Consider the following 11,530-nt stretch of genomic DNA (forward strand, 5'->3'; position numbering starts at 1 on the left):
CACTCTACGGCCGTTCGGCGTCCAGAGCCCGTTCGACGAACGAACGGGTGACGACCTGGGCGATCGAGCCGGGGTCGAGCTGCACGGCGACGAAGTCGGCGGTGCGGATCAGCGCGAAGGCCTCGCGTCCGGGGAGGACCAGCATCTGCACCCGCGGATGCTGCTGCCGGGGGACCGCGGTGCGCACCTCGTCCGTGGAGGTGAACAGCGGCAGGACCTGCTCCCCGGTGGTCGTCGCGACGGTGCGGACGTGCGGCACGCCTCCGGGCTGGGAGCCCGTGACGTCGACCACGAGGGAGCCGTCGAGGCAGGCCTCGAGCAGCCGGTCGACGGCCTCGGCGGTGGGAGCGGCGACGAGCGCCTCCAGTGCTTCCCGAGCCTCCGCATTGCGGTACGGACCGGGTCGCGCCGGGCGTGCAGGGGGTCCGCCTCGTCGTGCCATGACTCCACGCTAACGAAGACCGGGGCGTGATCGGAATCGCCGGGTCCGGTTCCCGGGAATGCGCGCGATCGGTGTCCGGAATCGTTACGGCCGTCTGCGGACACCGTGTCCTCTATTCGACGGCTGGTGGCGAACAGCTCGATTCCGCCCTGATTGCCTCCGCTTATCCTGAACATTCCCCTCGACATGGCGCGAGAAAGGGACGAATGGCGCCATTCATGGCGCACTCGATTGTGAAAGGGGGTAATGTCTCTTCAGGTCCGGGTCGAGACAGTCCGGTCCCGCGAACTCCAGGAGGAAAAGTGGCCCAGAAGATCACGCTTGTCGACGATATCGACGGAACCCTTATCGATTCCGGTGACGGCGGTACCGTCCGCTTCAGCATCGAGGGCGCCAACTACGAGATCGATCTCGGCCCCGACAACATCGCCGAGCTCCACTCGGCGCTCGAGAAGTTCGTCTCGAGCGCCCGCCGCGTCGGCTCGCGCCCCGCGGCCGCCACGAGCGTCGCGACCGCCTCCAAGAGCGACCCCAAGCAGCTCAAGGCCATCCGCGAGTGGGCGAACGCCAACGGCCACCCCGTCTCCGACCGCGGACGCATCCCCTCCGAGGTCCAGGCCGCCTACCAGGCCGCCCACAAGTAGCGGCCGCCGGGCTCTCGACCCGGTGAGACGCCGCATTCCCGGGCCTCGCGCCCGGTGAGCGGAAGGCCCCCGTGATCCGATCGCGGGGGCCTTCGCCGTGCCTGTCGCCGCGTCTTCGCCGTGCCTGTCGCCGTGCCTGTCAGAACAGGCGCGTGTGGGAGTCGTCGGTGCCGCGCATGGCCTCGTAGTCGAGCACCACGCAGCGGATTCCGCGGTCCTCGGCGAGAGTCCGCGCCTGCGGCTTGATCTCCTGAGCGGCGAAGACTCCCGTCACCGGGAAGAGGTGCGGATCGCGATTCATCAGCTCGAGATAGCGGGTGAGCTGCTCCACTCCGTCGATCTCGCCGCGGCGCTTGATCTCGACGGCGACGGCGGCTCCCGAGGAATCGCGGGCGAGGATGTCGACCGGGCCGATCGCGGTCATGTACTCGCGCCGGACGAGAGTGTGCCCCTCTCCGAGGAGGCCGATCTGCTCGGCGAGAAGGCGCTGGAGATGCGACTCCACTCCGTCCTTCACGAGTCCCGGATCGACGCCGAGCTCGTGCGCCGAATCGTGCAGCACCTCGTGGATCGAGACGACGAGAGCGTCGCCGGTCTTGCGGTGCGCGACGGTCCACTGCTGCGTCACTCCCGCGGCGCGCGCCTCCTCGTCAGGGTCGCCCGTGATCAGCGTGCAGGGCGGGCTCATCCAGTTCAGCGGCTTGTAGGAGCCGCCGTCGGAGTGGATGAGGACGCTCCCGTCGGCCTTGACGAGCAGGAGGCGGGTGGCGAGCGGGAGGTGGGCGCTGAGACGGCCGGTGTAGTCGACGGAGCAGCGCGCGATGACGAGACGCACCCGTCGAGGATAGACGGCGCGGCTCCGGCGGGCTCCCGGCTCAGCGCGCGGCGACGGGAGGCCGGCGGCCGAGCGGAGGAGCGGGCGGCGGCACCGAGAGCGAGGCGCGCAGCGCGACCGCGAACTCGGCCGGCGCCTCCGCCCACGGGTGGTGGCCGCTCGACTCGATGACGGCCAGGCTCGCCTGCGGCAGGAGCGCGGTGAGCGCCTCCAGGGCTGCGATGCCCGTCACCGGATCGTCCTCGCCGCCGAGGACGACCGCGGGGCAGTCGAGGCGCTGCAGAGCGTCGCGGATCGCCGCGGTGTCGTCGGAGCCGGCGGGAGTCGTGTGACCGGCAGCCCGGTCGTCGATCCCGAGCCAGGCGGTGCCGGGGGCGATCAGGAGCAGGTGGGCGACGCGCTCGGGCGCGTCTACGGCGGCGAGCAGGACGGCGCGGCAGCCGGAGTCGTGCGCGGCGAGATCGAGCTCGTCGACGCCGAGGTGGCGGCGGAGGTCCTCCACGTCGGCGGCCGTCGTGGCCGGGGGAGCGGGAGGCAGCTCCGCGGAGCCGCCCACTCCGCGCGGGTGCAGCACGAGGACGCGGCGCGTGCAGGCGATCGAGGCGAACGAGCCGAGGTAGGAGGGGTGGCGCTCCGGCTCACCGGGGACGACTACCAGGGGCCGCCCCTGACCGGCTCCGTGCTCGTCGACGTGGAGCAGGGCGCCGTCGCGCGCTCGGTACCGCATCCGCTCCCCCTCCACCGCCGTCCTGGGAAGCCTAGGGGGAGGCGCGCCGGGGCGCCCGGGCCCCACGGGGGCTTGCGGAGGCGCGTGGAGCGGGGCGGTCAGCTCCGCCGGCTGCGGGCGGCGGGGGAGGCGAGCCCGGCCACGACCACCAGGGCCAGCACCAGGAAGAGGGCGTTCAGCAGTCCGTAGTGCTCGCCGAGGAAGCCGATCGCCGGCGGTCCGACCAGGAACGCGACGTAGCCGAGCATCGCCACCGCGCTGACGCGGGCGGCCGAGTGCGGCCCCTCCGCCGCGGCCGACATGCCCACCGGGAAGCCGAGCGAGCAGCCCAGACCCCAGGCGACCGCGCCGACGACGACGAGCGCGTCGACCGGGGCGAGGATGAACAGCAGGATGCCGACGATCGCGAGCCCGGCGGAGGCGCGCAGCACCGGGACGCGGCCGAAGCGGTCGAGCACGGGCCCGCCGATCACGCGTCCGACGGTCATGGCGGCGACGAACACGCCGAACACGACGGCGGCGGTCGTCTTGTCGGTGCCGTGGCCGTCGACCATCGCCAGGGTCAGCCAGTCGTTCGCGGAGCCCTCGGCGAAGGCCATGCCCAGCATGATCAGGCCGATGAGGACGAGGCGGCCGTCGCGCCAGACGCCGAGGGAGGCGGCGACGCGCTCGCGGACCGGCGGCTTCACCGTGGTCGCCGCGCCGGAGGTGTCGAGCTCCTCGCGGACCGGGACGAAGCGGATCGCGATCACCGCGGTCACAACGATCACCACGGCGATCGCGCCGAGGTGGACGGCGACGGGCACGGCCAGGGCGGAGGCGCCCGCGCCGATCAGCGCGCCGGCCACGGTGCCGAGGCTGAAGAAGGCGTGGAACAGCGGCAGGAGCGTCTTGCCGAAGGCCTTCTCGTTGGCCGCTCCCTCGACGTTCATCATCACGTCGACCGCTCCGTTGCCGAAGCCGAGCATCGCCATGCCGGCGAAGGCCGCGGGGAGGACGCCGATGACGTCGGCCGAGACGCCCAGCACCGCGAGGCCCGCCGCCGAGACGGTGAGGCCGAGCGCCATGCCGCGCCGGGCGCCGATCGCGCCCATGACCGGCGTCGAGAACGCGAGTCCGACGATCGCGCCGATCGACATCGAGAGGATCAGCAGGCCCACTCCGGCGGTCGAGAGCTGGAGCTCGTCGCGGATGGCGGGGGTGCGCGAGACCCAGGTGGCGATGGAGATCCCGCTGAGGACGAAGATCGTGAAGACGGCGTTGCGCCAGGCGACCAGCTGCGGGCGCGTGAGCGCGGACGTCGAGGTCATGGCGGTTCTCCTGGTGCGGGCGGGATCCGGACACCGGATCGAGAGGCACGGTCGAATCGATTCGAAGCGAGCCGGTCTAAGCTATCCGGAACCCCGGGGACGGTCAACCGACGACGAGCGCGCCGCCCCCACGAGGAGGAACGTGGAACCCCGCAAGAGCCCCCGGCCGACGCTCGCCCGCGTCGCGAGCCGGGCCGGAGTGTCCCCCTCCACCGCCTCGCTGGTCTTCAGCGGCTCCGGCCCCGTCTCGGAGGCCACGAAGGAGCGGGTGCTGCGCGCGGCGTCCGAGCTCGACTACGCCGGCCCCGACCCGCGGGCGCGCTCGCTCCGCCGCGGCCGCTCGGGGATCGTGGGGGTCGTCGTGGACGAGCGGATGCTGCACGCGTTCCGCGACCCGATCAAGATCGCCATGCTCGACGGGATCGCCGACGTGCTCGGCGGGGTCGACGCCGGGATCCTGCTGCTCACCGAGACCGGCGACGGCGCGGGCCTGCTGGCGACGGCCCCGGTCGACGCGATGATCCTGGTCGGCTGCAGCCCGTCGGTCGACGACTCCGTCGCCGTGCTGCGCCGCCGGGGGGTGCCGGTCGTCGTGGTCGAGGGCCTCTCGGAGCTGGGCGGCGCCGTGATCTCGCTCGACAACCGCGAGGCCAGCCGGACCATCGCGGAGCACCTGCGCGAGCTCGGCCACGAGCGGGTCGCGGTGGTCGCGCTCCCGTTCGCGAAGGACCGCCGCCGCGGCGCGATCCCGGCCGGCTGGCGCTCGAGCCCCAGCATCACTCCGGTCGACCGCCTCCTCGGCGTGCAGGACGTCTTCCCGGAGGCGTCGGTCGTCGCCGCCGCGGCGAGCTCCGTCGACGAGGGCGTCGCCGCGGGCCGCACGCTGCTCGAGGGGGCGGAGCCGCCGACCGCGGTCGTCGCGCAGAGCGATCTGCTGGCCGCGGGCGTGATCCTCGCGGCGGAGGAGCGCGGGCTGCGCGTGCCCGAGGACCTCTCGGTGGTCGGCTTCGACGGCGTGCAGGTGCCCGGTCTCGCGGCCGAGTACGACCTCACGACGATGGCCCAGCCCGCGGTCGAGAAGGGCCGTGCGGCGGGACGGGCCGCGGTCGCGCTCCTGGCCGACGAGGAGGCGGAGGCGGTCTGCTTCCACGCCGTCTTCCACCGCGGGAACACCAGCGCACCGCCGCGCTGACCGGAGTTGTCCACAGGCTTCTCCACAGGGGAGGAGTGCGGTCAGCGGAGCCAGACGTCGCTGCGGACCCGGAGCCCGAGGGTGACCGCGCGGGCGCCGAGGAAGCCGACGGCGAAGGCGAGCCAGAGCGCGAGGAGGCGCCATTCGGCGGGCGCGGCGGGGGCGAGCAGGGCGAGCGGGACGAAGACGGCGAGGTTCGCGAGGCCGCTGAGCGCCAGGTAGCGGCCGTCGCCGGCGCCGATCAGCACGCCGTCGAGCACGAAGACGTAGCCGCCGAGCGGAGCGGTGAGGCCCACGACGGCGATCGCCGCGGGCAGCAGCCGCAGCACCTCCGGGTCGCTCGAGAAGACGTACGGCAGGACACCGCTCAGACCGGTGACCAGCGCTCCGAGCACTACTCCTGCACCGATTCCCCAGGTCACACAGCGTTTCGTGACGGCTCGGGCCTGCTCGGCGTCGCCCGCGCCGAGGAGGCGGCCCAGCAGCGCCTGCGCGGCGATCGCCACCGCGTCGAGGGCGAAGGCGACCGTCGAGAACAGCGTCATCGCCACCTGGAAGGCGCCCAGCTCCTCCGCCCCGAGCGAGGTGGCGGTCGCGACCGCGAGCAGGATCGCCGCGCGGAGGCTCGCGGTGCGCAGCAGCATCCAGCCGCCGGATCCCGCGGAGGAGGCCAGGCCCGCGAGGTGCGGCCGCAGCGGCGCGCCGACCCTCCGGGCGAGCCGCAGCGCGACTCCCGCGTAGGCCGCGAGCATGGCCCACTGCGCGATCACCGTCCCCAGTGCGGAGCCGGTTATCCCCAGGCCGGCCGGGTAGATCAGCACGGCGTTGAGAGCGGCGTTGAGGGCGAATCCGCCGGCGGCGATCACCAGCGGAGTGCGGGTGTCCTGGAAGCCGCGGAGGAGCCCGGTGAGCGCGAAGACGCCGAGCATGGCGGGGATCCCGGCCATGCTCACCGCCAGGTACCGCACGCCCGCCTCGGCCACCGCCGGTTCCGCGCCGAAGAGCGCCACGACGGCCGGAGCGGTGAGCGCGCCCACCACGGCGATGCCGGCGCCGAGGAGCAGGGCCAGCCAGCCGCCGTCGATCCCGGCCGCCACGGCCCTCCGCTCGTCGCCCTCGCCGAGGGCCCGGCCGACCCGCGGAGTGGTGCTGTACGCGAGGAAGACCATCAGGCCGACGATCGTCTGCAGCACCGTGCCGCCCAGCGCGAGCCCGGCGAGCGGGACGGCGCCGAGATGGCCGACCAGGGCGGAGTCGGTGAGCAGGAAGAGCGGCTCGGCGACCAGCGAGCCCAGCGCCGGGACGGCGAGCCGGAGGATGCTGCGGTCGAGGGCGGAGGTCACCGCTCGACGCTAGCGGCCGCCGCAGCTCCGGGACCGGCGTACCGTGGGCGGGATGCAGCGCTTCGGGATCGGGCTGGCGGCCGTGGGCCGGCCGGCGTACATCACGGCAGGGCGCGACGACGACCTCGGCCCCGCGGCCGAGCGGAGCGTCGACGCGCTGCGCGAGCGCACGCACCTGCTGCTCGACGCGGCGTGGGACGCCGGCGTCCGCTTCCTCGACGCCGCGCGCTCCTACGGGCGGGCGGAGGAGTTCCTCGGCGGCTGGCTCGCCCGGCACCCCGAGCGGCGGGCGGCGCTCACGATCGAGTCGAAGTGGGGCTACGAGTACGTCGGCGGGTGGGCGATGGACGCGCCGGTGCACGAGCGCAAGGAGCACTCGGTCGCGATGCTCGACCGCCAGTGGCCGCTCACGCTCGACGCGCTCGGCTCGGCGCCCGACTCCTACCTCGTCCACTCGATCACTCCCGAGAGCCCGGCCCTCACCGACCGCCCGCTGCTGGACCGACTGCGCGGCCTCGCCGGCTCCGGAGTGCGCGTCGGCCTCTCCACGAGCGGACCCGAGCAGGCGCGCGTGATCGAGCTCGCCCGCGCGATCCCGGAGTCGCCGTTCAGTGCGGTCCAGAGCACCTGGAACCCGCTCGAGCAGTCCGCGGGCCGGGCGCTCGCCGCCGCGCACGACGACGGCTGGCTGGTGGTGGTCAAGGAGGCCCTCGCCAACGGGAGGCTCGTGGCGCACCCGATCGAGCACGCCGGCGCCGCGCCGGACGTCGTCGCCCTGGGGGCCGCCCTCGCGCAGCCCTGGGCCGACGTCGTGCTGAGCGGCGCGGCGACTCCGGAGCAGCTGCGGGCCAACCTGCGCGCACAGCCCCGGGAGCTCGCGGACCTCCCGGCGCTCGCCGTGGATCCGGCCCGCTACTGGGCCGAGCGCTCCGCTCTCGACTGGACCTGAGAGCACTCGAACGAAGTGGTGCGTGCGCTCCGGCGCCGCACGGGATAGCGTTCCTCTCAGCGCCCCGTCTGCCCTCTCTGCGAGGGCTGGCGCGCGGATCGGCCCTCGTGATATCGCCCGAGGGATCCGCCCCGGCCCGCCACCCCTCTTCGAGTGCGGGCGAATCGAGCTTCCGATTCTCAGGCGATCCGCAGGTTACGGGCGGGGCGACGGCAGTGCCAGAGGAAGCGGGGAGCGCGGGCTTAACGGGGGGTGACGCATCGGCGGGCTATGCCGGGGAGGCCGGACGGCCGTGGTCCGAGGGGTCGATCCGGATGGCGCACTCGAGGAGTTCGGCGCTCCTCCACAGGGCGCGGATCAGCGCGGGCATCCCCGGGAGCGATCGTCACGATCCCGAGCCCTCAGGACTCGGAGCCCCGCCGGACCCGCAGCCGCGTCTCCTCGAGGTCGAGCAGCGACTGGGCGTCGCGGAGGATGCGCTGCGGGTAGGCGCGGCGCGAGCGCGCGTCGAGCAGGGCCTCCCGCTCGGCGGCGACCACGGCGAGCCGCAGGGCCCGGTAGAGGCGGTGCGGAGTGTCCGCGACCGACCTCTCCGTGCCGCGCGAGCGCTCCCAGGCGGCCTCGGAGCGGAGGAACGACGTCTGCCGCACCCGCTCCAGGACGTCCGGAGCGACGCCGTCGGCACCCTCGACGGCGTCGCCCGGGCGCTCCAGCACTGAGAGGCCCTTCTCGGTGATCTCGTCGAGCAGACCCGCGAGCGCGCGCTGATCCTCAGGCACGTCGATCCCGCGGATGCCCAGCGCCCGGATCAGCAGCGGCAGCGTGCTGCCCTGGATCAGCAGGGTCGCGACGGCCACGGTGAAGGCGATCAGCACGAGCTGCGGGCGGTAGGGGATGTCCTCGGGCAGCGACTGCGCGGCCGCGAGGGTCACCACTCCACGCATCCCGGACCAGCCGAGCACCAGACCGCCGCGCCAGCCGATGCCGTTGCGGCTGAAGTGCCGGTAGTCGCTGCGCCGCAGCAGGTAGCGCCGCTTCGCCCGGCCGCGCTCCTCCTTCGGCAGCTCCTGCGCCTCGGGCGACTCGAGCAGCTCCTTCTGCTCGCGGGCCCGGCGCTCGGCCCGGCGGGTCTGCCAGCGCTCGCCGAGGAGGACCGGCCCGACCCAGAGGAAGCGCACGACGATCAGCCCGACCACCGCGATCAGCCCGATCCCGACCGCTCCGGGCACCGAGAGGCGCGCGCTGTCGGCGTCGTGGATCAGCGAGCGGATCTCGAGACCGATCAGCAGGAACACGCCGTTCTCGAGCAGGAACTGCACGGTACGCCAGTTGACCCGGTCGTTCACCCGCGACTGGGCGGTGAAGGCGCGGGAGGAGGCGTGCCCGGTGTGCAGGCCCGCGACGACCACGGCGAGCACGCCCGAGGCGCCCAGGCCCTCGGCGGGGATGAACGCGACGAAGGGGACGATGAAGGAGAGGACGGTGTTGAGCACCGGGTCCTCGAGCCGCGAGCGGACGAAGACGGTGACGACGCTGGCCACGAACCCGACCACGACGGCCACGACGACCGCGTAGAGGAAGTCGCCGATCGCGGCCCACGGCGTCGCGAGCGTCCCCGCGGCGGCGGCGAGAGCCGAGCGGAGGAGGACCAGCGCCGTCGCGTCGTTGATCAGCCCCTCGCCCTCGAGCAGGGTGAGCAGCCGCGGCGGGAGGCCGAGCCGCCGGCCGACCGAGGTCGCGGCGACGGCGTCGGGCGGGCTGATGATCGCGCCCACGGCGATCGCCAGGCCCAGCCCGAGCTCGGGGAGGAGGAGGAAGAGGAGCGCGCCGACGCCGGCCGCCGAGATCAGCACCAGCACGACCGACAGGCCGGTGATGGTGGTCAGATTCCGGCGGAAGTCGATGAACGGGACGCTGAGCGCCGCCGCGTACAGCAGTGGCGGCAGCACGCCGTCGAGCACCCACTCGTGCGGGACGACCACCTCCGGCACCCCGGGGATGTACGAGAGGCCGACGCCGGCGAGCACGAGGACGATCGGGGCGGCGACGCCGAGGCGCCGCGAGAAGACGGCGACCGCGACGAGGACCGAGACGCCGACGATCGCGGCGATGCCCAGCTCCATCAGCGGAGGCTCTCGAGGGCGCAGAAGGGCATGGTCTCGTCTCCAGGGGGTGGCGGGCGATCGCCCGGGACGAGTCTGCGCCTCTCGGCGGATGCGGGGCAGGGGGTTGCGAGCACCCGGCGTCCCGCGCCGGGGTCAGCCGTCGTCGCGAGCGGCGCGGCGGTCGAGCAGGCGGGCGAGCGCGAGGAGGAGCGCCATGGCGCCGAGCGCCGCGACGGCCAGGGCGAGCGCGGCGCCGGGCTCGAGCGTGATCCCGCGCTCGACGACCTGCGCGCGCAGCACCGGGTCGGCCGAGACGACGAGCAGGCCGATCGAGGCGGCGGCGAGGACGAGTCCGTAGAGGACGGCGCCGACGCGGATCCGCGGGCGGGCGGTGGCGGGGGTGGGCGTGGTGGTCATCGTGCGGCTCCGGTCTCGGGGGTGGGGCTCGGGGTGGGTGTCGGGGTGGCGTCGGCGTCCGGCGCGGTGGTGCCGGAGTCGGCGCCCGGTGTGGAGTCCTGGACTCGGATCGACCCGCCTTCCTGGGCGATGCGGACCACGAACGGCTCGGCCTCGGGATCGCCGAAGGTCTGCGTCCACAGCTGACGGCCGTCGGCCGTGCGGACCTCGCGGGGCGCGTCGATCGCGCCTCCGTCGGCGTCCAGCACGAGGAGCTCGGTGTCCTCTGTGGTCGCCTCGAGGCGGACCGCCGTTCCCGCCATCGTGGCGACGGACACGTGCCCGTAGCCGATCCACAGGTCCAGCGGCTCGTCGGAGGTCTCGTAGCCGGGTGCGACCGTGACGCGCAGGTCGCTCGCCGCGAGCGTCGCGTAGCGGCCGGGAGCGGCGCTCGAGAAGCCGTAGGTGCCGAGCACGGGGAGCAGCTCGCGGTCGGTCGGCAGCACGGCGGCGCAGGCGGCCGTGACCAGCGCGACCGTCGCGAGGGCGATCAGCGCGATCGCGCGCCTCCGGAACAGGCCGGCGAGCACGATCACCACGGCGAGCACGAGCGCGACCGAGGCGGCTCCGACGACGAGGGCCGTCGGTCCGGAGGCGGTGAGCGAGACCAGTGCGCCGGTCAGGGCGGCGGCGCCCAGGGCGAGCAGCGTGAGGCTCGCCCGCAGCCGGGGGTTCGCGGCGCGTCGGAGGCGCTGGCGCTCCAGGCGCGCGGCGGTGACGGCGGCGGCGGCGAGTCGCGCCTCCTCCGCCCGGGCGCGGGCCGTCTCACGGGCCGACGCGCTCTGCTGGGCGCGGAACGCCTCCCGCTCGGCCCGCCAGGCCTCCTGGCGCTCGCGCCACTCGGCGACGGCCTCGGGGGACGAGGGGCGCTCGTCCTGCAGCCCGGGGTCGGGTGCGGGGTAGGCGGGAGCGGAGGGCGCGGGGTAGGGGAGCGTCGCGGAGGGGTGTGCGGACGGGGAGCCCTGGGCCGGGGGAGCGGCCGCGTCGTCCGATCGCCGGCTCCGCCGCACGATCCAGACCACGAAGGCCACGATCAGCCCGAGCACCACGAGCGACCACAGCGTCCGCCCGGTCGCGGGCGCCCAGGGCATCGCCCCGGTGTACGCGCCGCCGAGCGACCAGAAGCCCTGCGCCACCGGCAGCATCGAGGCGAGCACGAGGACGCCGATCCCGGCGTGCACCCGGTCGAGCGAGCCGCGGAGCAGCCGCTCCACCGGCAGGGCGCCGTCCTGGTCGGGCAGCAGCAGCCAGGCCGCGGCGTAGAGGAGGAGCGCGGGTCCGCCCAGCACCGCGACGACGAGCACGATCCCGCGCACGATCAGCGGGTCGATGCCGAGCCGGTCGGCGATCCCCGCGCAGACGCCGCCGATCCAGCCGGGACGGCGGGGCAGGTCGAGGCCGCGCAGCCAGAGCACGAAGCGGTTCTCGGGCGCAGGGGGCGGATCGGCGGCGTCTGCGCGGGGATCGCCGACCGGCTCGGCATCGACCCGCTGATCGTGCGCGGGATCGTGCTCGTCGTCGCGGTGC

12 protein-coding genes are annotated in these 11,530 nt (G+C 74.3%); 4 read left to right on the forward strand and 8 right to left on the reverse strand.

Annotated elements, in window-relative coordinates; all coding sequences use genetic code 11:
• Positions 1-4: 4 nt before the first annotated feature.
• Positions 5-442, reverse strand: a complete 438-nt coding sequence (locus C5C55_RS04285) for an SseB family protein (RefSeq protein WP_104222625.1) — start codon at positions 440-442, stop codon at positions 5-7.
• A gap of 302 nt (positions 443-744) precedes the next feature.
• Between C5C55_RS04285 and C5C55_RS04290 the strand changes: the two genes are divergently transcribed.
• Positions 745-1,086, forward strand: coding sequence for an Lsr2 family protein (locus tag C5C55_RS04290; protein ID WP_104222624.1), 342 nt, complete (start codon positions 745-747; stop codon positions 1,084-1,086).
• 139 nt (positions 1,087-1,225) lie between these two features.
• Here C5C55_RS04290 and nucS read toward each other — a convergent pair whose 3' ends face one another.
• From nucS to C5C55_RS04305, 3 genes are all read right to left on the reverse strand, one after another.
• Complete coding sequence (gene nucS / locus C5C55_RS04295; RefSeq protein ID WP_104233015.1) at positions 1,226-1,921, reverse strand: endonuclease NucS; 696 nt, start codon at positions 1,919-1,921, stop codon at positions 1,226-1,228.
• 40 nt (positions 1,922-1,961) lie between these two features.
• The gene (locus C5C55_RS04300; protein WP_104233016.1) at positions 1,962-2,648 is read right to left on the reverse strand and encodes an alpha/beta fold hydrolase; all 687 of its coding nucleotides are present in this window, start codon (positions 2,646-2,648) and stop codon (positions 1,962-1,964) included.
• Between the two features lie 98 nt (positions 2,649-2,746).
• Positions 2,747-3,958 (reverse strand): sugar MFS transporter, encoded by a 1,212-nt coding sequence (locus C5C55_RS04305; protein ID WP_104233017.1) that lies wholly within the window; start codon positions 3,956-3,958, stop codon positions 2,747-2,749.
• A gap of 142 nt (positions 3,959-4,100) precedes the next feature.
• Between C5C55_RS04305 and C5C55_RS04310 the strand changes: the two genes are divergently transcribed.
• Entirely contained in the window at positions 4,101-5,150 is a 1,050-nt protein-coding gene (locus C5C55_RS04310) for a LacI family DNA-binding transcriptional regulator (RefSeq protein ID WP_258065379.1), read from the forward strand.
• A 41-nt stretch (positions 5,151-5,191) separates the two neighbouring features.
• Here the strand turns inward: C5C55_RS04310 and C5C55_RS04315 are convergent, their stop codons facing one another.
• Positions 5,192-6,493, reverse strand: coding sequence for an MATE family efflux transporter (locus tag C5C55_RS04315; protein ID WP_104222620.1), 1,302 nt, complete (start codon positions 6,491-6,493; stop codon positions 5,192-5,194).
• A gap of 52 nt (positions 6,494-6,545) precedes the next feature.
• On the opposite strand from C5C55_RS04315, the gene C5C55_RS04320 reads away from it, so the two are divergent.
• Positions 6,546-7,442, forward strand: coding sequence for an aldo/keto reductase (locus C5C55_RS04320; protein WP_104233036.1), 897 nt, complete (start codon positions 6,546-6,548; stop codon positions 7,440-7,442).
• A gap of 401 nt (positions 7,443-7,843) precedes the next feature.
• Here C5C55_RS04320 and C5C55_RS04325 read toward each other — a convergent pair whose 3' ends face one another.
• The 3 genes from C5C55_RS04325 to C5C55_RS16805 form a co-directional block, all read right to left on the reverse strand.
• The gene (locus C5C55_RS04325) at positions 7,844-9,565 is read right to left on the reverse strand and encodes a sodium:proton antiporter (RefSeq protein WP_104233018.1); all 1,722 of its coding nucleotides are present in this window, start codon (positions 9,563-9,565) and stop codon (positions 7,844-7,846) included.
• A 135-nt stretch (positions 9,566-9,700) separates the two neighbouring features.
• Positions 9,701-9,964 (reverse strand): hypothetical protein, encoded by a 264-nt coding sequence (locus C5C55_RS04330; protein WP_104225751.1) that lies wholly within the window; start codon positions 9,962-9,964, stop codon positions 9,701-9,703.
• On the reverse strand, positions 9,961-11,418 hold the full coding sequence (locus C5C55_RS16805; protein WP_146080885.1) for a PspC domain-containing protein: 1,458 nt from the start codon (positions 11,416-11,418) through the stop codon (positions 9,961-9,963). The genes C5C55_RS04330 and C5C55_RS16805 overlap by 4 nt, the downstream gene beginning before the upstream one ends.
• A gap of 48 nt (positions 11,419-11,466) precedes the next feature.
• Between C5C55_RS16805 and C5C55_RS16265 the strand changes: the two genes are divergently transcribed.
• Positions 11,467-11,530: hypothetical protein (locus C5C55_RS16265; RefSeq protein WP_258072496.1), on the forward strand; the 64-nt coding region annotated here is incomplete at its 3' end.

The sequence above is a fragment of the Rathayibacter sp. AY1C2 genome (assembly GCF_002931195.1).
Lineage (GTDB): Bacteria > Actinomycetota > Actinomycetes > Actinomycetales > Microbacteriaceae > Rathayibacter.